Origin of the sequence: Streptomyces sp. P13-3-3 (genome assembly GCF_050571355.1) — a bacterium.
GTDB lineage: Bacteria > Actinomycetota > Actinomycetes > Streptomycetales > Streptomycetaceae > Streptomyces > Streptomyces althioticus.
Map to the genome: position 1 here is coordinate 1,105,700 of NZ_CP192228.1, position 25,349 is coordinate 1,131,048.

23 protein-coding genes and 2 pseudogenes are annotated in these 25,349 nt (G+C 72.2%); 19 read left to right on the plus strand and 6 right to left on the minus strand.

The annotated features are described in order from the left end of the window. Positions 1-117: 117 nt before the first annotated feature. A complete protein-coding gene (locus tag ACQZOG_RS05070; protein WP_397663457.1) occupies positions 118-480 on the minus strand; it encodes an ATP-binding protein in 363 nt (120 codons plus the stop codon). Between the two features lie 89 nt (positions 481-569). Here ACQZOG_RS05070 and ACQZOG_RS05075 point away from each other — a divergent pair. The 7 genes and pseudogenes from ACQZOG_RS05075 to ACQZOG_RS05105 all read left to right on the plus strand — a co-directional run. Further along, positions 570-755: pseudogene (locus ACQZOG_RS05075) on the plus strand (Scr1 family TA system antitoxin-like transcriptional regulator); the annotation flags it as partial. An 8-nt stretch (positions 756-763) separates the two neighbouring features. Continuing rightward, on the plus strand, positions 764-961 hold the full coding sequence (locus ACQZOG_RS05080; RefSeq protein ID WP_033274669.1) for a DUF397 domain-containing protein: 198 nt from the start codon (positions 764-766) through the stop codon (positions 959-961). Between the two features lie 134 nt (positions 962-1,095). Next, entirely contained in the window at positions 1,096-1,743 is a 648-nt protein-coding gene (locus ACQZOG_RS05085) for a hypothetical protein (protein ID WP_037639641.1), read from the plus strand. Between the two features lie 44 nt (positions 1,744-1,787). Further along, a complete protein-coding gene (locus tag ACQZOG_RS05090) occupies positions 1,788-2,534 on the plus strand; it encodes a hypothetical protein (RefSeq protein WP_430741318.1) in 747 nt (248 codons plus the stop codon). 220 nt (positions 2,535-2,754) lie between these two features. Continuing rightward, positions 2,755-3,210: a VOC family protein gene (locus ACQZOG_RS05095; protein ID WP_033274666.1), complete on the plus strand. Its 456-nt coding sequence runs from the start codon at positions 2,755-2,757 to the stop codon at positions 3,208-3,210. 37 nt (positions 3,211-3,247) lie between these two features. Further along, on the plus strand, positions 3,248-3,595 hold the full coding sequence (locus ACQZOG_RS05100; protein WP_037639637.1) for a GntR family transcriptional regulator: 348 nt from the start codon (positions 3,248-3,250) through the stop codon (positions 3,593-3,595). Between the two features lie 92 nt (positions 3,596-3,687). After that, entirely contained in the window at positions 3,688-4,608 is a 921-nt protein-coding gene (locus ACQZOG_RS05105) for a DUF1648 domain-containing protein (RefSeq protein ID WP_430741865.1), read from the plus strand. On the opposite strand, the gene ACQZOG_RS05110 is transcribed toward ACQZOG_RS05105, so the two are convergent. Then, positions 4,577-5,704: an epoxide hydrolase family protein gene (locus ACQZOG_RS05110; RefSeq protein ID WP_033274665.1), complete on the minus strand. Its 1,128-nt coding sequence runs from the start codon at positions 5,702-5,704 to the stop codon at positions 4,577-4,579. The genes ACQZOG_RS05105 and ACQZOG_RS05110 overlap by 32 nt on opposite strands. Before the next feature lie 104 nt (positions 5,705-5,808). On the opposite strand from ACQZOG_RS05110, the gene ACQZOG_RS05115 reads away from it, so the two are divergent. After that, positions 5,809-6,285 (plus strand): MarR family winged helix-turn-helix transcriptional regulator, encoded by a 477-nt coding sequence (locus ACQZOG_RS05115; protein ID WP_037639634.1) that lies wholly within the window; start codon positions 5,809-5,811, stop codon positions 6,283-6,285. A 200-nt stretch (positions 6,286-6,485) separates the two neighbouring features. On the opposite strand, the gene ACQZOG_RS05120 is transcribed toward ACQZOG_RS05115, so the two are convergent. After that, a complete protein-coding gene (locus ACQZOG_RS05120) occupies positions 6,486-7,058 on the minus strand; it encodes a CGNR zinc finger domain-containing protein (RefSeq protein ID WP_037639632.1) in 573 nt (190 codons plus the stop codon). Between the two features lie 160 nt (positions 7,059-7,218). Between ACQZOG_RS05120 and ACQZOG_RS05125 the strand changes: the two genes are divergently transcribed. The 6 genes from ACQZOG_RS05125 (at position 7,219) to ACQZOG_RS05150 (ending at position 14,408) form a co-directional block, all read left to right on the plus strand. Further along, positions 7,219-7,683, plus strand: a complete 465-nt coding sequence (locus ACQZOG_RS05125) for a VOC family protein (protein WP_037639631.1) — start codon at positions 7,219-7,221, stop codon at positions 7,681-7,683. 137 nt (positions 7,684-7,820) lie between these two features. Beyond that, a complete protein-coding gene (locus ACQZOG_RS05130) occupies positions 7,821-8,738 on the plus strand; it encodes a pyridoxamine 5'-phosphate oxidase family protein (protein WP_430741319.1) in 918 nt (305 codons plus the stop codon). Positions 8,739-8,971: 233 nt separating this feature from the next. Then, complete coding sequence (locus ACQZOG_RS05135; protein ID WP_163089180.1) at positions 8,972-9,181, plus strand: ferredoxin; 210 nt, start codon at positions 8,972-8,974, stop codon at positions 9,179-9,181. Beyond that, positions 9,178-10,416, plus strand: coding sequence for an NAD(P)/FAD-dependent oxidoreductase (locus tag ACQZOG_RS05140; protein WP_037639626.1), 1,239 nt, complete (start codon positions 9,178-9,180; stop codon positions 10,414-10,416). Before ACQZOG_RS05135 ends, ACQZOG_RS05140 begins: the two co-directional genes overlap by 4 nt. A 130-nt stretch (positions 10,417-10,546) precedes the next feature. Further along, entirely contained in the window at positions 10,547-12,940 is a 2,394-nt protein-coding gene (gene recD2, locus ACQZOG_RS05145; protein ID WP_033274658.1) for an SF1B family DNA helicase RecD2, read from the plus strand. A gap of 178 nt (positions 12,941-13,118) precedes the next feature. Beyond that, positions 13,119-14,408 carry a citrate synthase gene (locus ACQZOG_RS05150; RefSeq protein WP_024887427.1) on the plus strand — a complete coding sequence of 430 codons (1,290 nt, stop codon included), beginning with the start codon at positions 13,119-13,121 and terminating at the stop codon, positions 14,406-14,408. Between the two features lie 807 nt (positions 14,409-15,215). On the opposite strand, the gene ACQZOG_RS05155 is transcribed toward ACQZOG_RS05150, so the two are convergent. Together ACQZOG_RS05155 and ACQZOG_RS05160 are read right to left on the minus strand one after the other, a co-directional pair. After that, positions 15,216-17,483, minus strand: coding sequence for a heavy metal translocating P-type ATPase (locus ACQZOG_RS05155; protein ID WP_401455310.1), 2,268 nt, complete (start codon positions 17,481-17,483; stop codon positions 15,216-15,218). Between the two features lie 159 nt (positions 17,484-17,642). Further along, positions 17,643-17,882 (minus strand): heavy-metal-associated domain-containing protein, encoded by a 240-nt coding sequence (locus tag ACQZOG_RS05160; RefSeq protein WP_401455307.1) that lies wholly within the window; start codon positions 17,880-17,882, stop codon positions 17,643-17,645. A gap of 203 nt (positions 17,883-18,085) precedes the next feature. Here ACQZOG_RS05160 and ACQZOG_RS05165 point away from each other — a divergent pair, with 203 nt between their 5' ends. Further along, a complete protein-coding gene (locus ACQZOG_RS05165) occupies positions 18,086-19,129 on the plus strand; it encodes a zinc-dependent alcohol dehydrogenase family protein (protein ID WP_397663444.1) in 1,044 nt (347 codons plus the stop codon). Between the two features lie 64 nt (positions 19,130-19,193). On the opposite strand, the gene ACQZOG_RS05170 is transcribed toward ACQZOG_RS05165, so the two are convergent. Then, positions 19,194-19,385, minus strand: a complete 192-nt coding sequence (locus ACQZOG_RS05170) for a helix-turn-helix transcriptional regulator (protein WP_033274654.1) — start codon at positions 19,383-19,385, stop codon at positions 19,194-19,196. 459 nt (positions 19,386-19,844) lie between these two features. On the opposite strand from ACQZOG_RS05170, the pseudogene ACQZOG_RS05175 reads away from it, so the two are divergent. The 4 genes and pseudogenes from ACQZOG_RS05175 to ACQZOG_RS05190 all read left to right on the plus strand — a co-directional run. Further along, a pseudogene (locus ACQZOG_RS05175) lies at positions 19,845-19,973 on the plus strand (5-deoxy-glucuronate isomerase); the annotation flags it as partial. 179 nt (positions 19,974-20,152) lie between these two features. Beyond that, positions 20,153-21,655: a CoA-acylating methylmalonate-semialdehyde dehydrogenase gene (mmsA, locus tag ACQZOG_RS05180; protein WP_033274653.1), complete on the plus strand. Its 1,503-nt coding sequence runs from the start codon at positions 20,153-20,155 to the stop codon at positions 21,653-21,655. Between the two features lie 133 nt (positions 21,656-21,788). Continuing rightward, positions 21,789-24,434, plus strand: coding sequence for an alpha/beta fold hydrolase (locus ACQZOG_RS05185; protein WP_430741320.1), 2,646 nt, complete (start codon positions 21,789-21,791; stop codon positions 24,432-24,434). Continuing rightward, the gene (locus tag ACQZOG_RS05190) at positions 24,431-25,330 is read left to right on the plus strand and encodes an ABC transporter permease (RefSeq protein WP_033274651.1); all 900 of its coding nucleotides are present in this window, start codon (positions 24,431-24,433) and stop codon (positions 25,328-25,330) included. Before ACQZOG_RS05185 ends, ACQZOG_RS05190 begins: the two co-directional genes overlap by 4 nt. Positions 25,331-25,349: the final 19 nt, after the last annotated feature.

A 25,349-nucleotide genomic window follows, 5' to 3' on the forward strand; every position in this document is an offset into this window, starting at 1 on the left:
TCGGGCGGGGGCAAGGGGGTGGAGGGGGACGCAATCGAATCGTGACCCGGGTGCCGGCCTGGCTTCGCCGGGGGGCGGGGAGTGGGCGTGCCACGCCGCGGAATGCCGGATGCGCCTCTATGCGGCGCCCAGCTCGCACCACACGAACTTCCCCCGGCTGCCGTCCCGGGCGAGGGGCTGCCATCCCCACACGTCGGCGCACGCCCGTACGAGCGCGAGTCCGCGTCCGTCCTCCGCCTCCAGCACGGCGGTGAGCGTCTGCGGCGGCTGAGGCGGGGAGGGGTCGGCGTCCCACGCCCCGATGCGGAGCGTCCCGGGCGGCGACCATCGCACACGCAGGGCGGCGGGACCCTTGGTGTGCCGTACGGCGTTGGCGACGAGCTCGGCCGCGAGCAGCTCGGCGACGTCGACGAGGGTGATGAGCGGGCATGGAGAAGTCCGTTCGTGGTGGGGTGGGTTGAGGAGCGGGACCGGTGTCATTGCCGCGGCCACCATGGCGGGGCGGAGCGGTGCGCTTCCGGTATCCGGTTTCGCACGGTGTGCGTCTCGTCATCGAACGTAAATCCACAACGCACCTCGGTGGTCACGTGCCGAAACTGGACACCGTCGTGCGCGACGCACCACACGGTGCGCTGTTCATCCACTCCGAAGCCCAACTGCACGCGCACAGACCCCGGTTCCTTAGGGTGGAGGCAGTGGCGATCGAACCCGACCGGTCACGTGACTTCATCCGCAGGTTGGCGAAGGAGCTGTGAGGCACACGATGGACAACTGGCGTAGGTCGTCCTACTCCGGCGGAGGCGACGGCAACAACTGCGTCGAGATCGCCGGCTCGCCCGACCGCGTAGCGGTCCGCGACTCGAAGGCCCCGAAGCGGGGTGTTCTCGCCTTCCGTGAGACGACGTTCGCCATCTTCGTCGCAGGGCTCAAGGAGGCGAAGGCCGGGAGCGGGCCGCGCTGACATGACCTGTCGACATCCGCCCAGCGCTCTCCCGCCCTGGCGACAGCGGTGAAGCACGGCCACGCGGTCGTGTCCTTCTCGGCGTCCTCACAAGGACCCCACTCCCCCGACCTCGACAAGGCAGACGACTGACCGTGAGACAGCACCACACATTCCTCGTCCCGGCCGTGATTCTCGCGGCTACGTTGAGCGGCTGCTCCGGTGATGACGGCAAGGGGAGGCCTGAAGGGAGGGACAGCGCGAGCGTATGTGGCGCGTTCGCCGAGCGAGCGGACGCCGCCTCAGCGCTGCGAGACGTCACCGGCACGAACAGCTTCACGGAGGACCGCTCCAAGCCGGACGAGACCCTGCAATCTCTGCGGAGCGCTGACGGAGAACTCGAGGGCGAAGAGATTCTGGGTTCCCCTTACTGCAGACTCCGGTCGGCGGACGGCGGGGAGGACGTGCTCGCCGTCAATTTCCGGGAGGCTCTCGCAGTGCTCAAGGCCGATGCCGACCGCGAGAAGAGGTTCACCTTCTACCGGACCGGCGAGTCCGCCTTCGCTTCGGAGCACACCGCCGCCCTCTACTTCCGTTGCCGCATGAACGCCCCGGCGAAGGAGGTCCTCATCCACGCCGACCTCGAACGCCTTCGCGCTGTGGACATATCGGACACCCGGTTGTCGCGCGCCAACATTCACGTCCTGAACGCCGTCGCGCGACAGGTGGCCAGTGAACTGGGCTGTAACTCTCCTGGGCTCGTCGCCGGAGCTCCACGTCCGGTGTCCGGACTGCACGCGTGAAGGGGGTTCGACGAGTGACATGGCTGCCGTTCGCAATCCGCTGCGTGACGTCGCTGACGGTGGAAGGGCTTCGAGTGCGTGAGCGTAGGCGACCGACTGAGCTGGTAACGGTGCGTAAGGCCGCCGTCTTCCTTGGTTCTCTGTCTTTGCTGCTGGCTTTGCCGGGATGTGCCGAGAGCGGCCCCGCCGAAGGTGATGACGACGTGGCGGCATGCAAGCAACTTCTTGGTGCAGCGGGTGTCGACTGGGTGAAGAGAAACTCCGAATCCGAAACAGGTGTCATGCCGGGGTTCGAAGACCTGAACAGCGCGAAAGACCTGTTCGAGAAGCAGGCGACATCCTGGGACTCAAGGAGTGCCGACATTCCGTCTTATGTCGGCTCCGAGCTCTGTCGGATCGTCGAGAGAGCCGGAACCGCAGATCGCAGCCTGACGATCAGGTACGGCGCTTCCATCCTGCCTTTTGGTCACACGTTCGGTGATGATTGGGTGGTCAAGGGTCTCAATGCCGACGTCAAGTTGGTGTACGGAAAAGAGGCAGCCGGAAGAACGCGGTACACCGTCCGCATAAGGTGCCAGGTCAAGGGCTCTGCGGCCGGACAGAAGGATGAGGTGCCGCTTGAGGGTGTCATGGTCGACACCCTGACGAACGCGGATAGCGCCGACGAACACTCCATGTATCTGCTGCACTCAGCCCGGACGGTACTCAAGACGTTCGAGTGCCTGAACGACCCTCAAGTGCCGGCAAGTTTGGCGGACGGGACGGGCGGTGAGAAACGAACGTCACGGTGAAGCGAGCCGCAGGTCGATGCTTACGGGAAAAGTGACTGTGTCTCTCTGAAGGGCGAGTTCAGGAACCTGCCTCCACGCCGTGGCGTCGCTGCCACCGGTGCCGACAGCAGCTGCGACCTCCTTTGCTCCGCCGCCTCCGGGACGGCGGGTCACCGTTGGCCCAACCTTGCTTTCGTCCCTGAACTGACCAGTTGTCAGTCCCTTCTGGCAGCCTCCGTCCATGGAGATGACACTGCAACTCACGATCGACTGCTCCGATCCCCAGCGGATGGTGGCGTTCTGGGCCCCCGCCCTGGGATACGTCCCCGAGCCCGCCCCGGAGGGCCATCCCTCCTGGCGCGCCTACTGGGAGGCGATGGGCGTGCCCGCGGAGGAACTGCCGCCCGGGGCCGGCGATCTCGCGGAGTCGATCGTGGACCCGACGGGCCGCGGACCGCGTGTGTGGTTCCAGCAGGTGCCCGAGCCGAAGACCGTCAAGAACCGCTGGCACTTCGACCTGAAGGTCGGCGGTGGCCGTGACGTCCCGCTCGCCGTCCGCAGGGAGCGGGTTGACGCCACTGTGGCGCGGCTGGTCGACGCCGGTGCCACCGTACTGAGGATCAAGAACGAGCCGGACGCGGGGTTCTACGCCGCGGCGATGCGGGACCCGGAGGGCAACGAGTTCGACGTCGTCTGAGGGCGTAAAGGCACATGGTGCTATTGTCATTAGCGCCATGCTGCTGAGACTGAACGTCGCCGACCACCGCCCCCTGCACGAGCAGGTGGCCGGTGCGATCCGGCGGGCCATCGCCGAAGGGGAGTGCGTGCCGGGCGACCGGCTGCCCCCGGCGCGGGACCTCTCGCAGGCACTGGGCGTGAACGTCAACACGGTGCTGCGCGGCCTGCGCGCCCTGCGCGACGAAGGGGTGCTGGAGTTCCGCAGGGGACGTGGGGTGACGGTGGCTCAGGGGGCGGGCGACCGCTCGGCCTTGTTGGACCGCATCCGTGAGGTCCTGGCCGACGCGGAACGTCTGGGATACGGCAAGGACGACGTCATCGACATGATCAGGGGGGTCACGTGACTGAGCGGGCGGAGCGGGCAGAGCGGGCAGGGCAGGCACCAGGGCGGGGGAGCGCGGCGGTATGGGGTTCCGGCGCCTGGGTCGTAGGAGTCCTGGCGCTCCTGGTGGCCTTTCCTCTGGTTGCCAGGGACCGGCTGCCGGACCGGCTGGCGACTCACTGGGGGACGGGTGGTGATCCGGACTCCTCGATGCCGTTCTGGGCCGCGACAGTCTTCCCGGCACTGCTCTGGCTGGCCCTGGCGGTCGCCGTCCTGCTGACCCTGTGGCGCGCTCGCCGAAACTCCGGCGGGGCGACGGCATCCTCGTGGATAGGCGTGACCCTCGGCTTCACCGGCGTGACGCTCCTCGGGGCTCAGGCTTCCATCGTGCGGGCGAATCTGGACCGGACGGACTGGCGCGACGCCGGATCGGTGACGGTGTGGGCGGTCGTGACCCTGGCCGGCGCGGTCGCCGTGGGCGCGGTCGCCCTGCTGATCGGCCGCCGGGCGCGGGTGACGGTGCCGCCGGTGGCCGGGCCGGCGCTGGAGATACCCGAGGGTCAGCGGTTCGTGTGGCTGTCGCGGGTGTCCAACCGCTGGCTCCATCTCACGGCGGCCGTGTGCGGGATCGTCTCGGTCGGGGCGGCGGTGGCGGCGATGGGCGGCCTGGCCGGGCTGCACACCGTGTGGTCGGCCGCGACCTTCGCCCTCGGCGCCGTCGCACTGCTCGCCTGCGCCTCCGTCCAGGCCCGGGTCACCGAGAAGGGCCTCGAAGTCGCCTTCGGACCCCTGGGGTGGCCGGCCCGGCGCTGGGCCGCCGACGCCATCGCCTCCGCCTGGGTCGAGAACCGCTCCGCCATGCAGGTCGGCGGCTGGGGCTACCGCCTGAGCGGCCTCGGCACCACCGTCATGCTCCGCGGCGGCGAATGCCTCGTGATCCGCACGGTCAAGGGCAAGGACTTCGCGGTCAGCGTCGACGACGCCGAACGCGGCGCGGCCCTCCTCAACTCCCTGATCGCGCAACGCGCGAAGTGACGGACTCGTCCGCCCCGACACCCGACCCCAGGAAGAACGTCCGTACGTCCTCCGCGAACACCTCCGGCACCTCCATCGCCGCGAAGTGGCCGCCCCGGTCGAACTCCGACCAGTGGCGGATGTCGTACAGCCGTTCCGCCAGGGGCCGTACCGGCTGGGTGATGTCGTGGGCGAACACCGCCACCCCCACCGGCACCGGGCACCGCTCGGTGCGCCGCATCGACTCGCGGTGCAGGCGGGCCGAGGAGGCCGCGGTGGCGGTCAGCCAGTACAGGGAGACGTCCGTCAGGATCCTCTCGTCGTCCACCGGCGAGCGCGGGTCCGTCCACTGGGCGAACCGCTCGGCGATCCAGGCCAGCTGGCCCACCGGCGAGTCGGTCAGCGCGTAGCCGATGGTCTGCGGGGTCGTGGCCTGCAGGGCCTGGTACGGCGGGCGGTTCGCCATCAGGTGCCGCACCTTGTCCAGCCGGGCCTCGTCCGAAGGGCTCAGGGCGACGTCGGCGGCCGGGTCGGGCCGGGTGGGCAGGTAGTTGACGTGCACCCCGACGACCCGCTCGGGCTCCACCGCACCCAGCGCCAGGGAGATGCCCGAGCCGAAGTCGCCGCCCTGCGCGCCGTACCGCTCGTGGCCGAGGCGTCGCATCAGCTCCGCCCAGGCACGGGCGACGCGGACGACGTCCCAGCCGCGCTCGTGGGTCGGCCCCGAGAAGCCGTATCCGGGGATGGACGGGATGACGAGGTGGAAGTCCCGGGACAGCGGCTCGATCACGTCGAGGAACTCCAGGAACGAACCGGGCCAGCCGTGGGTGAGGACCAGGGCGAGCGCGTCCGGCCGCGCGGACCGCACATGGACGAAGTGCACGGTCTGACCGTCGATCTCCGTGATGTGGTGCGGGAGTTCGTTGAGCCGGGCCTCGTGCGTACGCCAGTCGTAGCGGGTGCGCCAGTGCTCGGCGATCTCCTTCAGCCGGGCGAGCGGGAAGCCGTAGTCCCACCCGGCGCCGGGGATCTCGTCGGGCCAGCGGGTCCGGGCGAGACGGTCGGCGAGGTCGTCCAAGGCGGCCTGGGGGATGTCGATACGGAACGGGGTGATCATGGTCCCCTCCGGGAATCTCCGTGAATCGTTGGCGACGCAAACGTTTGTGGCACTAACGAAGCTAAACTGTTGGTGGCACCAACGCAAGAGGTGGAGGAACGCCCATGAGCACGCCCCCGGAACCGGCGCCCGCCCGCCTGCGCGCCATCCCCAGCCGCCTGCTGGCCGGGTCCGCACTGGTGGCCGACCGGCTCGTCGGTGAGCGCCTGGCCGCCGAGGGCGCCCACAAGTGGCACTTCGCGGTGCTGCTGACGCTCGCCGAGGCGGGTCCCGCCAGTCAGGCCGAACTGAGCCGCCGCACCGGCATCCACCGCAGCGACATGGTCGCGGTCCTCAACGAACTCGCCGACACGGACTGCGTACGCCGCGATCCCGACCCCGCCGACCGCCGCCGCAACGTCGTCACCCTCACCGCCGTCGGCCGTCGCCGCCTCGCACGCCTGGACGCCCTCATTCGCGAGGCCCAGGACGAACTCCTCGCCCCGCTCACTCCTGACGAGCGCGACGAACTCACCCGCCTCCTCGCCACCCTCGCCGACCACCACGGCCCCGCCCACCCTGGCCCGGACCGAACGCCTTAGCGGCCGTTCCGTCCGGCGTGGCCGGCTGCCGAGGCGGGGGCCGGTCCGGCGGCGACGCGGGCGTCCGCAGCCCGGGCGGAAGGGCGTCTCGAGCGAAAGGGTGTACACAGCCCGGGTGGAAGGACGTCCGTACGTCCCGATGCCCGCGCGCCCGGGTCCGTCGCCGGGTGTGCCGGCCCAGGAGGGTCTGGCTGCGGAGGTCAGGCCTTCTTCTGGCGTGCGTAGTGGCGCTGCGCCTTGGCCCGGTTCCCGCAGCCGGCCATCGAGCACCAGCGGCGCGTCCCGTTCTTGGACGTGTCGTAGAAGTGCAGGACGCACTCCGGGTTGCCGCAGGACCGGATCCGCTCGGGCCGCTCGGCGAGCAGGCGGAGGTAGTCCTCGGCGGCGAGCCAGGCCGGCAGCCAGGCGGGGCTCTCCACCTCGGCGTAGGTGTCCGGCCCGTCGGGGCGCAGCAGGAGCCCTCTGCGGCCATGGGCGAGGACGGCGTTGAGGGCCTCGACGGCACCGTCGGCGGGGTGCTGCGGATCACTTGCCGCCTGGTCCAGGGCGGCGCGTGCCTGGAGCAGGCACTGGAGCGTGTCGTGGTCCGCCTGGACCGGCGCGTCGCCCAGGGCCCGGCCGACCAGAGGTCCGGCGAGCCAGGTCGCCAGCCCGTCGAGCGAGTCCAGCAGGTCATGGCGGCCGGCCGCGTCGATCCAGCGGGTGTTGAGCAGGTCGATGGCGAGCGGTTCCCCGGTCAGGGGGCGGGGGTCGGCCCCTGGAGCTGGCGGCACGGTGCGCTGTCCTTCCTCGGCGACGACGGCGGTCTCACGAACACCACCGTAACCGGTGAACGCGTGATCACCGGTTGACGTCTTCTCTGTCTAACCCCTAAAGTCCATTTCAACGGTTGCGAGAGGGCTCGTGACGCTGAGTGAAGGCGTGTGAGAAACCATGGCTGAGGCCAAGACCTTGCAGACCCTGCAGACCGGGCATGTGGGAGTGAACGTCACCGACCTCGAGCGGTCCCTGGCCTTCTACCAGGCCGTGTTCGGCTTCGACGTGATGGCGGAGGGCAAGGAGGCCGGCCGCCGCTGGGCGTTCCTCGGCCGGGAGGGCCGGCTGCTCGTGACGCTGTGGCAGCAGAGCACGGGCTCGTTCGCCACCGGCCGGCCGGGGTTGCACCATCTGTCGTTCCAGGTGGGGACCGTCGACGAGGTCAGAGCCGCGGAAGCGGTACTGCGCGGCCTGGGCGCGGAGTTCACCTACGACGGGATCGTCCCGCACGGCGAGGACGGCACCTCCGGCGGCATCTTCTTCACCGACCCCGACGGCATCCGCCTGGAGATCTACGCGCCCACGGGAGCGGACCCGGCCGACGCCCCGACCCCCGCCGCCCCCACCTGCGGCTTCTTCTAGGAACCAGGAACCAGGAACCAGGAACCAGGAACCCAGGAACCCAGAAACCCTCCGCTCGCCGGGGGCGCCGCAACGGCCCCCGGCCCGACCCGCGTCCCGCCGGACGACCGCACGCCGGCGCGGGGAAAGGAGCAGCCGTGCCCACGTATCACCGCGGCGAGATCGCCGTGCAGGAACGCGCCGGCCTGGCCCGGCAGGCGGAGTTCTCGCTGGGCGGCATCGGCGAGAGCATTCCGCCCGTCGCGAGGGACTTCCTCGCCCGGCAGCCCTGGATCGTGCTGGGCGGCACCGACCAGGACGGCCGCGTCTGGGCCACGCAGTTGACGGGCGGCGCCGGGTTCCTGCGGGTGCCCGACCCCCGCACCGTCGTGGCCGGCGCCCTGCCCCCGCCCGGGGACCCGCTCGCCGGGGTCCTGACCGCCGGACCGGCCGTCCCGATCGGCATGATCGCCATCGAGCCCGCCACCCGGCGTCGCATGCGCGTCAACGGCCGGGCCCGCCGGGAGGGGACCGGCCTGCGCGTCGACGTCGACCAGGTCATCGCCAACTGCCCCAAGTACCTGCAGAAGCGGAGCCACCGCTGGGCCGGACCGGACGAGGCCGGGACGGCGGAACGTACTGTCACCGACGGCACCGGCCTCAGTCCGGCCCAGCAGCGGAAGGTGCGCGCGGCCGACACGTTCTTCGTCGCCACCGCCTCCGACCGCGGCGACGCGGACGCCTCCCACCGCGGCGGCAACCCCGGTTTCGTCCAGGTACTCTCCCCCACCCTGCTGCGCTGGCCCGACTACACGGGCAACGCGATGTTCCTGACCCTGGGCAACCTGCTGCTCAACGCGTCGGCGGGCATCCTGGTCCCGGGCTGGGAGACGGGCGACGCCCTGCACCTGTCCGGTACCGCGCGCACCGTGTGGGACGCCGAGGACATCGCCGCGACGCCCGGTGCGCAGCGGCTGGTCGAGTTCTCCGTCGAGGCCGTGCGGGAGATCACCGCCGCCTCGCCCCTGCGGTGGACCAGCCCCGGCTACTCGCGCTTCAACCCCCCGGCCGGCTGACACCCGCACTTCAACCCCCAGCAGGCTGACACCCGCGCATGCCTGTGTGCACCACGTGTACCTGCGCGCACTGCACATGCCTGCGTGCACCGCACACACCGCGCGTACACACATGCCTGCGCGCACCGCATGTACCTGCGCGCACCGCACATGCCTGCGTGCACCGCACACACCGCGCGTACCGCGCGCACCCCACCCACCGACGCCCACCCCCGGACACCTACGGAGCGACCATGCAGATCACCGTGGACATGACCTTGTGCGAGAGCCACGGGCAGTGTGTCTTCGCCGCGCCGGAGATCTTCTCCTTCGACGACGACGACCGCCTCGTCCACGAGGCCTCTCCGCCCGACGCGCTGCGGGACAAGGCGGAGAAGTCAGCGGCCGTCTGCCCCGTCCGCGCGATCACCGTGTCGCCGGCCTCCCCGCCGACCGCCTCATGAGGGCTGCGGACCACCGTGAACTGGTCGTCGTGGGCGCCTCGCTCGCCGGGTTGCGGGCGGCCCGGTCCCTGCGCGAGCAGGGCTTCACCGGTGCCCTGACCATCGTGGGCGACGAACCGCATCCCCCCTACGACCGGCCGCCGCTGTCCAAGCGGGTCCTGAGCGCCCCCGGCAGGCCGGTCCGCCCCGAACTGCCCGTGCCGAACGGCCTGCGGGCGCGCTGGCTGCTGGGGCGGGCGGCCGTCCGGCTGGACCCGGCGGCACGGGCCGTCACCCTCGCGGACGGCACACGGTTGACCTACGACGGCCTGGTCGTCGCGACCGGGTCAACGGCCCGCGGCCGGCCTCCCGGGGAACCCCCGCTGCCGCCCGGCGTGGTCACCCTGCGCGGCTGGGACGACGCGCTGGCCCTGCGGGCAGCGCTCACCGAGGGCAGCCCGCTCGTCGTCGTCGGAGCCGGTTTCCTCGGCGGCGAGATCGCCGCCGCCGCCCGCGAACGCGGGCTGGACGTCACGCTCGTCGAAGCCGCGTCCCAGCCCCTGGAGGGCGCGCTGGGCGCCACCGCGGGCGCCTACGTCGCCGCGCTCCACCGCGAGGCGGGCATCGTGCTGCGCACCGGAACCACCGTGGAGGGGTTCCTGACCGGGGCCGACGGCCGGCTGGCCGGGGTCCACCTGGGCGACGGCACCACGGTTCCGGCCGGCACGGCGGTCCTGGCGTGGGGCGGGGTGCCCTCGACGGGCTGGCTGGCCGGCTCCGGCCTCGCTGTGGACGGTGGCGTCCACTGCGACCCGTGGCTGCGCGTCCTGCGCACCGACGGTACGGCCGTGCCCGACGTGGTGGCGGCCGGTGACGTGGCGCGCGTGCCGCAGCCGCTGGCCGGCGGCGCACGCATGGCGCTCGGCCACTGGACCAACGCCGTCGAACAGGGCGCGGCGGCCGCCGCCGCACTCCTGGCCGGGCAGGACCCGGACAGGACACCCACGCCGTTCAGGGCCGTGCCGTCCTTCTGGTCGGACCTGCACGGCGCCAGGATCCGCTCGGTGGGCCTGCCCGGCGCCGCCGACGAGACGCGGGTCGTGGAGCACGACCTGACGGGCCGCCGGCTGGAGATCGCCTACCACCGTGAGGGCCGGCTGGTCGGAGCGCTGACCGTCGGGCGGACAGGGCGGCTGGCTTCCTATCGCCGCGCACTGGAGGAGCACCTGGCCTCCGGGACGGTGAAGGCGCCCTGACGGACGCCCCGCGTCCGAGGGCCTCCCGGCGCCCGTGAGCCCGCCCCGGCGCCCGTGAGCCCGACCCGGCGCCCGGAAGCGCCGGCGGGCACGGGGACCCCCTGTCACCCCCCACCGGTACCGTCGACCCATGCCCACCCAGCCACCACCCGCACCCCCCGGCGAACGCCGGCTCGCCGTGCTCGAAGGCGTGTTGGAGCGCATCACCTACGCCAACGAGGAGAACGGCTACACCGTCGCCCGCGTCGACACCGGCCGCGGCGGGAACGACCTGCTCACCGTCGTCGGCGCGCTGCTCGGCGCGCAGGTGGGGGAGTCGCTGCGGATGGAGGGACGCTGGGGGTCGCACCCCCAGTACGGCAAGCAGTTCCACGTCGAGAACTACACGACCGTCCTGCCCGCCACCGTGCAGGGCATCCGCCGCTACCTCGGCTCGGGGCTGGTGAAGGGCATCGGGCCCGTCTTCGCCGACCGGATCACCCAGCACTTCGGCACGGACACCCTCCGGATCATCGAGGAGGAGCCGAAGCGGCTCATCGAGGTCCCGGGGCTCGGCCCCAAGCGGACCAGGAAGATCGCGGACGCCTGGGAGGAGCAGAAGGCGATCAAGGAGGTCATGCTCTTCCTCCAGACCGTCGAGGTCTCCACCTCCATCGCCGTGCGCATCTACAAGAAGTACGGCGACGCCTCCATCTCCGTGGTGAAGAACCAGCCCTACCGGCTCGCCGCCGACGTCTGGGGCATCGGCTTCCTCACCGCCGACAGGATCGCCCAGTCGGTCGGCATCCCCCACGACAGCCCGGACCGCGTGAAGGCGGGCCTCCAGTACGCGCTGTCGCAGGCCACCGACCAAGGCCACTGCTACCTCCCCGAGGAGAAGCTCATCGCCGACGCGGTGAAGCTGCTCCAGGTGGACACCGGCTTGGTCATCGAGTGCCTCGCCGAACTGGCCGCCGAGCCGGAGGACCCGGGGGAGGACCCCGGTGTCGTCCGCGAGAAGGTGCCCGACCCGGACGGCGGCGACCCCGTCACCGCCGTCTACCTGGTGCCGTTCCACCGCGCCGAAGTCGCCCTCGCCTCCCAGCTGACGCGGCTGCTGCGCACCGACCAGGACCGGATGCCCGCGTTCCATGACGTGGTGTGGGACAAGGCGCTCGGCTGGCTGCGCGGCCGTACCGGGACGGACCTGGCGCCCGAACAGGAGGCGGCGGTCAAGCTGGCGTTGACGCAGAAGGTCGCCGTGCTGACCGGCGGGCCGGGCTGCGGGAAGTCCTTCACCGTGCGGTCGATCGTCGAGCTGGCCCGCGCCAAGAGGGCGAAGGTGGTGCTCGCCGCGCCGACCGGCCGCGCCGCCAAGCGGCTCGCCGAGCTGACCGGCGCCGAGGCGTCCACCGTGCACCGGCTGCTGGAGCTGAAACCCGGCGGGGACGCGGCGTACGACCGGGACCGGCCGCTGGACGCCGACCTGGTCGTGGTCGACGAGGCGTCCATGCTGGACCTGCTGCTGGCGAACAAGCTGGTCAAGGCCGTGCCGCCGGGCGCCCACCTGCTGTTCGTCGGGGACGTCGACCAGCTGCCCAGCGTCGGCGCGGGCGAGGTGCTCCGGGACCTGCTCGCCGACGGCAGCCCCGTCCCCGCCGTCCGCCTCACCCGCGTCTTTCGCCAGGCCCAGCAGTCCGGCGTGGTCACCAACGCCCACCGGATCAACGCCGGCAAGCACCCCGTCACCGAGGGAATGAAGGACTTCTTCCTCTTCGTCGAGGACGACACCGAGGAGGCCGGGCGGCTCACCGTCGACGTCGCGGCCCGGCGCATCCCCGCCAAGTTCGGCCTCGACCCGCGCCGGGACGTGCAGGTCCTCGCCCCCATGCACCGCGGCCCGGCGGGCGCCGGCACCCTCAACGGGCTGCTGCAGCAGGCCGTCACCCCGGCCCGCCCCGACCTGCCCGAGAAGCGGTTCGGCGGCCGGGTGTTCCGCGTCGGCGACAAGGTCACCCAGATCCGCAACAACTACGAGAAGGGCGCCAACGGCGTCTTCAACGGCACCGTCGGCGTCGTCACCTCGCTCGACCCCGTCGACCAGCGCCTGACCGTGCTGACCGACGAGGACGAGGAGGTGCCGTACGACTTCGACGAGCTGGACGAGCTGGCGCACGCCTACGCCGTGACCATCCACCGTTCCCAGGGCAGCGAGTACCCGGCGGTCGTCATCCCCGTCACCACGGGCGCGTGGATGATGCTCCAGCGCAACCTGCTCTACACGGCGGTCACCCGGGCCCGGAAGCTGGTCGTCCTGGTCGGCTCCCGCAAGGCCATCGGCCAGGCGGTGCGCACGCTGTCGGCCGGACGCCGGTGCACGGCCCTCGACATGCGGCTCGCGGGCGGGGGAGCGGCCGGGGCGGGAACCCGTTCCGCCGGTTCCGGATCGGCACGCGGGGGACCCGGAGGGGACCGCCTCTCGGCGAGGGCGGATGCCGCTGTGAGGGCACCGTCATCAAAAAATGATCGATCAAATGAGTCGTGAAGGTCACACAGGGGTTCCGGATGGAGAACACAGGGGGCAGGATGGGCAAGTTGGCGGCACTCAGTGCCGTCAATAGGCCCGATGGTCGACCCCGAGTGCACTCTCCTGAGCCGAGTGGGGGATGGTAGAGACAGTCAGGGCACCTCGAAGATGAGGCACAACGTCGGTGAGGGAAGACGTGAGCGACAACTCTGTAGTACTGCGGTACGACGGCAGCGAGTACACCTACCCGGTGATCGACAGCACCGTCGGTGACAAGGGCTTCGACATCGGGAAGCTCCGCGCCCAGACCGGTCTGGTGACGCTGGACAGCGGCTACGGCAACACCGCCGCCTACAAATCCGCGATCACCTATCTCGACGGTGAGGCCGGCATCCTCCGGTACCGCGGCTACCCGATCGAGCAGCTGGCCGAGCGCTCCACCTTCCTGGAGGTCGCCTACCTGCTGATCAACGGCGAGCTGCCGACCGTCGACCAGCTGGCGGGGTTCAAGGACGACATCACGCAGCACACCCTGCTGCACGAGGACGTCAAGAACTTCTACCGGGGCTTCCCGCGCGACGCCCACCCGATGGCCATGCTGTCCTCGGTGGTGTCCGCGCTGTCCACGTTCTACCAGGACAGCCACAACCCGTTCGACGAGCAGCAGCGCAACCTCTCCACGATCCGCCTGCTCGCCAAGCTTCCGACGATCGCGGCCTACGCCTACAAGAAGTCGGTCGGCCACCCGTTCGTCTACCCGCGCAACGACCTCGGCTACGTCGAGAACTTCCTGCGCATGACGTTCTCCGTCCCGGCGCAGGACTACGAGCTCGACCCGGTCGTCGTGGCCGCCCTGGACAAGCTGCTCATCCTGCACGCGGACCACGAGCAGAACTGCTCGACCTCCACCGTGCGCCTGGTCGGCTCCTCGCAGGCGAACATGTTCGCCTCGATCTCCGCCGGCATCTCCGCCCTGTGGGGCCCGCTGCACGGCGGCGCCAACCAGTCGGTGCTGGAGATGCTCGAGGGCATCAAGGCCGACGGCGGCGACGTCGACTCCTTCATCCGCAAGGTGAAGAACAAGGAGGACGGCGTCCGCCTGATGGGCTTCGGCCACCGGGTCTACAAGAACTTCGACCCGCGCGCCAAGATCATCAAGGCCGCCGCGCACGACGTGCTGTCCGCCCTCGGCAAGTCCGACGAGCTGCTGGACATCGCGCTCAAGCTGGAGGAGCACGCGCTCTCCGACGACTACTTCGTCTCGCGCAGCCTCTACCCGAACGTGGACTTCTACACCGGCCTGATCTACCGGGCCATGGGCTTCCCGACCGAGATGTTCACGGTCCTGTTCGCCCTCGGCCGCCTGCCGGGCTGGATCGCCCAGTGGCACGAGATGATCAAGGAGCCGGGTTCCCGGATCGGGCGTCCGCGCCAGATCTACACGGGTGTCGTCGAGCGGGACTTCGTTCCGGTCGAGGAGCGCTGACACCTGCCGGTGCGGGGGGTGTGCGCGTAAGCGCCTGAGATTTCGTCTCCTGAGGGGCGTGGGCGACTGCGGGTCGGCTTCGGCTGGTCGCGCGGTTCCCCGCGCCCCTTTCGGCGTGTTGCGCCCGCGCGTCTTGGGGCGCTTGCCCCCACCGCAGTAATGCGCGTGAGCGTTTGAGGGCGCGGCGCCGAGGGGCGTGGGCGGCTGCGGGTCGGCTTCGGCTGGTCGCGCAGTTCCCCGCGCCCCTTTCGGCGTCGGCTTCGGCTTGGGCGTTTCCGCCGCCGTCGGTGAGAAGTGCGCAAGGAAAAGGCGCCCCGGCCGCCGGTCCCCCCACGGGCCGACGAACCAGGGCGCCTTCCCATGTCCCGGTGCGGATTCCCCCCACGGGATCCGGCCGGGCGCTTGTGAGGACAGCGCCTGAATCGCTGTGTGAGCACGGACGGACCTGAACCCGCCCGCACTCGTCGGTGTGCGGTCTGCCGGGACAACGCACGTCGGGAGGGCCGCTCAAAGCTTCCCTGGGCACGTGCCCCGGCAACGCAATCTCTGGAGAAGTCCCCCAAGACATCCCCAGATGCCAGGTAGCGCCCCCCAAGACGCTGCCCGACATCGCCAACTTAGACCTTCGAACCCCTTCGATGGTTACGTTCAGATCACTGTGATCTGCGTCTCTTGCATATGTCCCCACACTGCGCAGGAGGCCGCAAACCTCTCACGAGACCCAAGCGTAAGGAAGATGCGCGAGGCTTGTGAAGAGCTTATGTGAGGGTCTTACCGGACTCCAGGGGTACCGCCCAACTTGAGACCTCAATGAAATGACCGGAGCCGCAGACTGTTGGTCACCACGAAGACCGACGAGAAGGCCATGGCGGCCCCGGCGATCATCGGGTTCAGCAGTCCGGCCGCGGCCAGCGGCAGCGCGGCCACGTTGTAGCCGAAGGCCCACACGAGGTTGCCCTTGATCGTGGACAGGGTGCGCCGGGACAGCCGTATCGCGTCCGCCGCGACCCTCAGGTCGCCGCGGACCAGGGTCAGGTCGCCCGCCTCGATCGCCGCGTCCGTGCCGGTGCCCAGGGACAGACCCAGATCGGCTACGGCCAGCGCGGCCGCGTCGTTGACGCCGTCGCCGACCATGGCGACGCTGCGCCCCTCCTCCTGGAGCCGCCGCACCACGTCGGCCTTGTCCTCGGGCAGCACCTCGGCGATCACCCGGTCCTCGTCGATGCCGACGGTGCGCGCGACCGCCTCGGCCACCGCCCGGTTGTCACCGGTCAGCAGCATCGGCGTGAGGCCCAGCGCCCGCAGTGCGCGGACCGCCTCGGCGCTGGTCTCCTTCACCGTGTCGGCGACGGCGAGGACACCGCGTGCCGCCCCGTCCCAGCCGGCCACCACCGCGGTGTGCCCGGCGTGCTCGGCGTCCTCCTTGGCCCGCGCCAGCTCCGGCGGCAGCTCCCCGAACACCTCGGACAGCCGCCCCACGGCCACGTCACGGCCCTCCACGCGCCCGCGCACGCCCCGGCCGGGGACGTTCTCGAACCGCTCCACCTCGGGCAGCGTGCCCACGCGCTCCGCGGCACCGGCGGCGACCGCGCGGGCCACCGGGTGCTCGGAGGCGTGCTCCAGGGCGCCCGCGAGCCGCAGCAGCTCCCGCTCGTCGGCGCCCTCGGCGGCGTGCACCGCCCGCAGGGACATCCGGCCGGTGGTGACGGTGCCGGTCTTGTCCAGGACCACCGTGTCCACGCGCCGGGTGGACTCCAGCACCTCGGGGCCCTTGATGAGGATGCCGAGCTGGGCGCCCCGCCCGGTACCGACCATCAGCGCGGTCGGCGTGGCGAGACCGAGCGCGCAGGGGCAGGCGATGATCAGTACGGCGACGGCCGCGGTGAACGCGGCGACCGCGTCCCCGGTGTTGCCCAGCCACAGCCCGAAGGTGGCGGCCGCGATCAGCAGCACCACCGGCACGAAGACCCCGGCGATCCGGTCGGCGAGCCGCTGCACCTGCGCCTTGCCGGTCTGCGCGTCCTCCACCAGCTTCGCCATCCGCGCGAGCTGGGTGTCCGCGCCGATCCGGGTGGCCTCGACGACCAGCCGGCCGCCCGCGTTGACGGTCGCGCCGGTGACGGTGTCGCCCACGGTGACGTCCACCGGCACGGACTCGCCGGTCAGCATGGACGCGTCCACGGCGGAGGAGCCCTCGACGACCGTGCCGTCGGTGGCGATCTTCTCGCCGGGGCGCACCACGAACCGGTCGCCCACGGCCAGCCGCTCGGCCGGCACCCGCACCTCACGCCCGTCTCTCAGGACGGTGACGTCCTTGGCGCCCAGCTCCAGCAGGGCCCGCAGCGCGGCGCCCGCCTGCCGCTTGGAGCGGGCCTCCAGATAGCGGCCGAGCAGGATGAACGCGGTGACCCCGGCGGCGACCTCCAGGTAGATCATGGAGGCGCCGTCGGCACGGGACACGGTCAGCTCGAAAGGGTGCCGCATGCCCGGCTCGCCCGCGTCACCCAGGAACAGCGCCCACAGCGACCACCCGAAGGCGGCCAGCGTGCCCACCGACACCAGGGTGTCCATGGTGGCCGCGCCGTGCCGCAGATTGGTCCATGCGGCCCGGTGGAAGGGCGCGGCGCCCCACACCACGACCGGCGCGGCGAGCGTGAGGGAGAGCCACTGCCAGTTGTCGAACTGGAGCGGCGGGATCATGGCCAAGAGGACGACCGGCAGGGCGAGCAGTGCGGAAACGATCAGCCGGGTGCGCAGGGCGGCCGTCTCCGGGTCGGTCCCCGAAGAGGTTTCCTCTTCGTCGTCCCCCCGCGGGGGCGCCGGCTCCTCCGCCGTGTAGCCGGTCTTCACCACCGTGGTGATCAGATCGGCGACCTCGACGCCCGGCGGATACGTGACCCGGGCCTTCTCGGTCGCGTAGTTCACCGTGGCGGTGACGCCGTCCATGCGGTTGAGCTTCTTCTCGACGCGGGCCGCGCAGGAGGCGCAGGTCATCCCGCCGATGAGCAGCTCGACCTCCGAGAGGGCCGGCTGCCCGGCGGAGGCCGGCGCCTCGGGGGCGGTGGTGCTGGTCATGTCCGTGCTCCTGGGACGTCCGGAAATGCGGGCGCGGCGGCGGACCGGGCCGAGAGGCCGCAGGGGCCCGGGACGGCCGGGGTGTCCGGGAGTGCCGGGTGCCGGGTGGCCGGTGCGGCCCGGTTCACGCCGCGCGGGGTGCCTTCGGGAGGGCGTGGATCAGACCGTGCCGGCCAGCTCGAACCCGGCCTCGTCGACGGCGGCGCGCACGGCGGCCTCGTCGAGCGGGGCGGCGGAGACGACGGTCACCTCGCCGGAGGAGGCGACGGCCGTCGCCGAGCTGACGCCGGGGAGCTGGGAGATCTCGCCGGAGACGGCGCCCTCGCAGTGCCCGCAGCTCATCCCGGTCACCTTGTAGACGGTGGTGACGGAACCCTGGGTGTCGGTCTGGGACGTCATGTCGTTCTCCTCGTCGGGGCGTGTGGGGTGTGCAGGGGGTCGCAGGGGCCCCTGAGGACCCCGTACCTCTCACACTATACCCCTAGGGGGTATGAATCCAGGACTGGGGGAGCGCGAGGTCGGCGGGGTCGGGGGCCGGTGCGCGCCGGCCCGGGCGATAGCGTTCCGCCGACGGCGGCGATCACCGGAAGGCGGGACCTGGCATGCGAGCGGTGGTGTTCGAGCGGTACGGGGAGCCGGCCGAGGTGCGCGAGGTCGCGGACCCGGAGCCGGCGGAGCACGGGGTCGTGGTCCGCGTGGAGGCCACCGGACTGTGCCGCAGCGACTGGCACGCCTGGCAGGGCCACGACCCCGACGTCGCCCTCCCGCACGTCCCCGGTCACGAGCTCGCCGGAGTCGTCGAGGCGACCGGCCCCCGGGTCACCCGCTGGCGCGCCGGGGACCGGGTCACCGTGCCGTTCGTCTGTGCCTGTGGCTCCTGCCCCGCCTGCGCGGCGGGCGACCAGCAGGTGTGCGAGCGCCAGACGCAGCCCGGCTTCACCCACTGGGGTTCCTTCGCGCAGTACGTGGCCCTCGACCACGCCGACGTGAACCTGGTGGCCGTCCCCGACGGCATGGCGTACGCGACCGCCGCCTCCCTCGGCTGCCGGTTCGCCACCGCCTACCGGGCCGTGGTCCAGCAGGGCCGGGTCGCGGCGGGCGAGTGGGTGGCGGTGCACGGCTGCGGGGGCGTCGGCCTGTCCGCGGTGATGATCGCGGCGGCGGCCGGCGCGCGCGTGGTCGCGGTCGACGTGTCGCCGGGCGCCCTCGAACTGGCCCGGCGGTTCGGCGCGGCGGAGTGCGTGGACGCCTCCGCGGCGGACGACCCCGCCGCCGCGGTCCGTGAGCTGACCGGCGGCGGCGCCCACCTCTCCCTGGACGCCCTGGGCGCGCCCGTCACCTGCGCCGCCTCGGTGAACGGCCTGCGCAGGCGGGGCCGGCACGTCCAGGTGGGTCTGCTCCCCTCGGAGACGGGCACCACGCCCGTGCCCATGGCCCGCGCCGTCGCCCTGGAGCTGGAGATCCTCGGCAGCCACGGCATGGCCGCCCACGCCTACCCGCCGATGCTGGACCTGGTGCGCGCCGGGGTGCTCCGCCCCGACCTGCTGGTGACCTCGGTGATCGGTCTGGACGCGGTGCCCGCTGCGCTGGCGGCGATGGACACCGCCCCGGCCGCAGGGGTGACGGTGATCGAACCCTGGCGCTGACCGCACGCACGGACGCCGTGCCCCCGCGTGGTCGGAGCGGGGGCACGGCGTCGTGGTACGGAGGTCAGCCCCGGCGGTTGCGGTTGCCGGGACGGGCGGCGACCCAGCGGCGGACCGTGTCGGGGTACCAGTAGGGCTTCCCGCCCTCCACCCGGTCCGGCGGCGGCAGCAGGCCGTGCTTGCGGTAGGAACGCACGGTGTCCGGCTGCACCTTGATGTGGGCCGCGATGTCCTTGTACGACCACAGCTCGGTCATGTGTGCACCTCCCCGCGCCCGCCACGGCGGCGGCCGGGGGTGGCCGTCAGGGGGAGCCGGGCGTGCGCTGGCGATCGACAAGCGTCGTGCGGGAGAACGAGCCGTTCCGCTCACGGAGAGGGCTCGTGCGCGGGTGTGACGGAAGGGCCGCCCGCGTGTGACACCCGTGACGCGACGGGAGTGTTTGTGACAGGAGTGACGCACAGGCGCACTCCGGCACACCGGCGGGGCGCATTGACTCGGAGACCGTCCGCCCCGTAAGGGCGCCCCCTTTCGCCCCTCCGCTTCCGCGTTCTCGTCCGAATGTCCGGACAAAACATTGACAGGGCTTCATGGGCGGGGCTAGAACCGGGGTGAGCCCTCGGACCCCGCAGGGCGGACGAGACGTCCGAAGGGAGCGTCATGGCGAGCCTCCACCGCCGCCGGGCGCTTCCCGGCCGTCGGGGCGTCCACGGCGCCGCCCCGTCACAGATCGCCTCCGGCGCGGGAGGCCGCCTCGCTTTGGCAGGAGCGAGGTGCGAGCGACGACTCCCCGCCCGCCGCGGCCCCGCGCCGGAGGTACCGTCCCGGACGCCCGCCCCCGGGACCCAAGTGTCCACTCGGGGACCCGAACGGCCGACACAGTGTCGGGCCCGCCCGGCACCCCGGCCCTGGTGGGATGGACCCGTGGCCGCCGCCGCGGCGCGCCCGCCCGCGGCACCACCGCACGAGCTGTACGAACGGCACGTCTCCACCCGACGCCGCCATCTGCGAAGGAGTTCTCGGTCATGACGAAGATCGTCAACCACTGGATCGGCGGCAAGACCGCCGAAGGCGCCTCGGGAACCTACGGCCCCGTGACGAACCCGGCGACCGGCGAGGTCACCACCAAGGTCGCCTTCGCCTCCGTCGAGGAGGTCGACGCCGCGGTCGCCGCCGCCAAGGAGGCGTACCGCACCTGGGGCCAGTCCTCCCTCGCGCAGCGCACGTCGATCCTCTTCAAGTTCCGCGCCCTGCTCGACGCCCACCGCGACGAGATCGCCGAGCTGATCACCGCCGAGCACGGCAAGGTGCACTCCGACGCCCTCGGCGAGGTCGCGCGCGGCCTGGAGATCGTCGACCTGGCCTGCGGCATCAACGTCCAGCTCAAGGGCGAGCTGTCCACCCAGGTCGCCAGCCGCGTGGACGTGGCGTCCATCCGCCAGCCGCTCGGCGTGGTCGCCGGCATCACCCCGTTCAACTTCCCGGCGATGGTGCCGATGTGGATGTTCCCCCTCGCCATCGCCTGCGGCAACACCTTCGTGCTGAAGCCCAGTGAGAAGGACCCGTCCGCCTCCGTCCGCCTCGCCGAGCTGCTCGCGGAGGCCGGACTGCCCGAGGGCGTGTTCAACGTCGTGCACGGCGACAAGGTGGCCGTCGACCGCCTCCTGGAGCACCCGGACGTCAAGGCCGTCTCCTTCGTCGGGTCCACGCCCATCGCCCGCTACATCCACACCACCGCCTCCGCCAACGGCAAGCGCGTCCAGGCCCTCGGCGGCGCCAAGAACCACATGCTGGTGCTGCCCGACGCCGACCTCGACGCGGCCGCCGACGCCGCCGTGTCCGCGGCCTACGGCTCGGCCGGCGAGCGCTGCATGGCGATCTCCGCCGTCGTCGCCGTCGGCGCGATCGGCGACGAGCTGGTGGAGAAGATCCGCGAGCGCGCCGAGAAGATCAAGATCGGTCCCGGCGACGACCCCACCTCCGAGATGGGCCCGCTGATCACCGCGACCCACCGCGACAAGGTCGCCTCCTACGTCGCCGGCGCGGCCGACGAGGGCGCCGAGGTCGTCCTGGACGGCACCGGCTACACCGTCGACGGCCACGAGAACGGCCACTGGATCGGCATCTCCCTGCTCGACAAGGTGCCGACCACCGCCAAGGCCTACCAGGACGAGATCTTCGGCCCCGTCCTGTGCGTGCTGCGCGCCGACACGTACGAGGAGGCCCTGGACCTCATCAACGCCTCGCCGTACGGCAACGGCACCGCGATCTTCACCCGGGACGGCGGCGCCGCCCGCCGCTTCCAGCTCGAGGTCGAGGCCGGCATGGTCGGCGTCAACGTCCCGATCCCGGTCCCCGTGGGCTACCACTCCTTCGGCGGCTGGAAGGACTCCCTCTTCGGCGACCACCACATCTACGGCAACGACGGCACGCACTTCTACACCCGCGGAAAGGTCGTCACGACCCGCTGGCCCGACCCGGCGGACGCCCCCTCCGGCGTCGACCTGGGCTTCCCGCGCAACCACTGAGCCCGCTCAGGGGGAGTGTGTCCGTGTACCGCGACCGCGGTACACGGACACACCCGCGTACACCCCCGGGAGGTCCCCCGGTTCGGTCTCCGGTCGACAACGGACCGACAGGTGGACCCCGTACGGTTGACGCATGGATCTTCGACTGCCCCGCCTCCGGCGGCCGCGGCCCCGGCGTGCCCTCGCCGCCGCGGCCGCCGTCGTCGTGCTCGCCGGGGCCGGCACCTGGACCGCCGTCGCCTCCGACGACGAGCCCCCGGTGCGCCGCGCCGACCGCGTCATGGCCACGGACGACGGGGTGCGCATCGACACCTCCTTCTTCACCTCCGGCCCGGAGGGCCGCCGTCCCGCCGTGCTGCTCGGGCACGGCTTCGGCGGCAGCAAGGAGGACGTCCGCGCACAGGCCGAGGACCTCGCCCGCGACGGGTACGCCGTCCTCACCTGGTCCGCGCGCGGCTTCGGGAGGTCCACCGGGAAGATCGGGCTGAACGATCCCGAGGGCGAGGTCGCCGACGTCTCCCGGCTGCTCGACTGGCTGGCCGAACAGCCCGAGATCCAGCTCGACAAGGACGGCGACCCCCGCGTCGGCATGGCCGGCAACTCCTACGGCGGGGCCATCGCCCTCCTCGGCGCCGGGTACGACGACCGCGTCGACGCCGTCGCCCCCGCCATCACCTACTTCGACCTCGCCGAAGCCCTCTTCCCCGACGGCGTGTTCAAGAAGCTGTGGGCCGGCGCCTTCGTCACGTCCGGCGGCGGCTGCGCCCGCTTCGAGCCCGAGCTGTGCGCCATGTACGAGCGGGTCGCCGAGTCCGGCGTCCCCGACGCGCAGGCCCGCACGCTCCTCGAGGCGCGCTCCCCGGCCGCCGTCGCCGACCGCATCGACGTGCCCACGCTGCTGATGCAGGGACAGACCGACTCCCTGTTCCCGCTCGGCCAGGCCGACGCCGCCGCCCGCGCGATCCGCGCCAACGGCGCCCCCGTCAAGGTCGACTGGCTGGCCGGCGGCCACGACGGCGGCGACCCCGAGACCGACCGCCTGCACGCACGCGTCCGCGCCTGGTTCGACCGCTACCTCAAGGACGACAAGGGCGCCGACACCGGCCCCGCCTTCCGCGTGACCCGCACCGGAGGCGTCGACTCCACCGACGGGCGGGCCCAACTGCGCGGCGCGAGCGCCGACGCCTACCCGGGCCTGCGCAGCGGCGAGCGTTCCGTGCGGCTGACGGGCCGTGAGCAGCGCTTCGCCAACCCGGCCGGCGCCAACCCGCCCGCCGTGTCCGCCCTGCCCGGCATCGGCGGCTCCGGCGGCCTCTCCCAGCTCTCCTCCCTCGGCATCGGCGTCTCCCTCGACTTCCCGGGCCAGCACGCCCGCTTCGAGTCCGCCCCCGTCACCCACGACCTGCACGTCACCGGCTCCCCGACCGTCACCGCGCGGGTCAGGTCCACCAGCGACGACGCCGTCCTCTTCGCCAAGCTCTACGACGTCGGCCCGGACGGCCGGCAGCAGGTGCTGCCCTCCCAGCTCGTCACCCCCGTCCGCGTCGAGGGCGCCCGCGCCGGCAAGGACGTGGAGCTCACCCTCCCGGCCGTCGACCACGAGGTCCGCAAGGGCCACCGGCTGCGGCTCGTCCTCGCCTCCACCGACCTCGCCTACGCCTCCCCGGCCGCCCCGGCCACGTACACCGTGGCGCTGAGGAGCGACCTCACCGTGCCCACCGCGCCCGGCGTCACCACCGCCGCGGCCCCGCTGCCCGCCTGGGTGGTGTGGCTCCCGGTCGCGGGCGCGCTCGTCGCGCTCGCGCTGCTCCTCACCGCCCGCCGCCGCACCACCGCCCCGGCCCCCGACCCGGACCTGGCCGACGTCCCCCTCCAGATCACCGGCCTGAGCAAGCGCTACGCCCGCTCCGCCGACCGGTACGCCGTGCGGGACCTGTCGTTCCGGGTGGAGAAGGGCCAGGTGCTCGGTCTGCTCGGCCCCAACGGTGCGGGGAAGACCACCACGCTGCGCATGCTGATGGGCCTCATCAGGCCCGACGACGGCGAGATCCGCGTGTTCGGCCACGCCGTACGCCCCGGCGCGCCCGTGCTGTCCCGGGTCGGCGCCTTCGTCGAGGGCGCCGGTTTCCTGCCGCACCTGTCCGGACGGGAGAACCTCGAGCTGTACTGGGCCGCCACCGGCCGCCCGCCCGGGGACGCCCACCTCGACGAAGCCCTGGAGATCGCCGGCCTCGGCGACGCGCTCGCCCGCGCCGTGCGCACCTACTCGCAGGGCATGCGCCAGCGGCTCGCCATCGCCCAGGCCATGCTCGGCCTGCCCGACCTGCTGATCCTCGACGAACCGACCAACGGCCTCGACCCGCCGCAGATCCGCGAGATGCGCGAGGTGATGATCCGGTACGCGGCCGCCGGACGCACGGTGATCGTCTCCAGCCACCTGCTGGCGGAGGTCGAGCAGTCCTGCACCCACCTCGTCGTCATGGACCGCGGCCGGCTGGTCCAGGCCGGACCGGTGCACGACATCGTCGGCTCCGGCGACACCCTCCTGGTCGGCACCGTCACGCCCGTCGAGGAGCCCCTCGCCGAGAAGGTCGCCGCGCTGCCCGGCGTGGAGTCCGCCGTCCGCACCGACGAGGGCCTGCTGGTCCGGCTCGGCGCCGACGGCACCGCCCCCCGGCTGATCGCGGAACTGGTCCGGCTGGAGGTGCCCGTGACGTCCGTGGGCCCCCACCGCCGCCTCGAGGACGCCTTCCTCACCCTGATCGGAGGATCCGCATGAGCGCGCTCACCGAGCGGGCCGAGGAGTCCACGGCTCCCGGGCCGGCCGCCCCCGGGGAGACCGCCGCCGGCTACCGCGCCGGCCGCACCCTGCCGCTGCGGGTCGAGCTGGTCCGCCAGCTCAAGCGGCGGCGCACCCTCGTCATGGGCGCGGTCCTCGCGCTGCTGCCGTTCGTGCTGGTGGCCGCCTTCGCGATCGGCGGCGAACCCGAGGGCCGCAACACCCGCGTCAACCTGATGGACACGGCCACCGCGTCCGGCGCCAACTTCGCCGCCGTCAGTCTCTTCGTGTCGGCGGGCTTCCTGCTGGTCATCCCGGTCGCCCTGTTCTGCGGGGACACCGTCGCCTCCGAGGCCGGCTGGTCGTCCCTGCGCTACCTGCTCGCCGCGCCCGTGCCCCGTATGCGGCTGCTGTGGTCCAAGCTGATCGTCGGACTGGGCCTGAGCCTCGCCGCGATGGTGCTGCTGCCGGTGGTGGCGCTCGCCGTCGGCACCGTCGCCTACGGCTGGGGCCCGCTGCACATCCCCACCGGCGGCACGCTCGACCCGGGCACCGCGGCCGGGCGGCTCACGGTGATCGTCGCCTATCTGTTCGTGTCGCAACTGGTCACCGCAGCCCTGGCGTTCTGGCTGTCCACCCGCACCGACGCCCCGCTGGGCGCGGTCGGCGGAGCCGTCGGCCTGACCATCGTCGGCAACGTCCTGGACGCCGTCACCGCCCTCGGCGACTGGCGGCACTTCCTGCCCGCCCACTGGCAGTTCGCCTGGGCGGACGCCGTCCAGCCCACCCCCGAGTGGTCCGGCATGATCCAGGGCGCGTCGGTGTCCGTGACCTACGCGCTGGTGCTGTTCGCCCTGGCGTTCCGCGGGTTCGCGCGCAAGGACGTGGTGTCCTGACCCCCCGGGCCGTGTGACG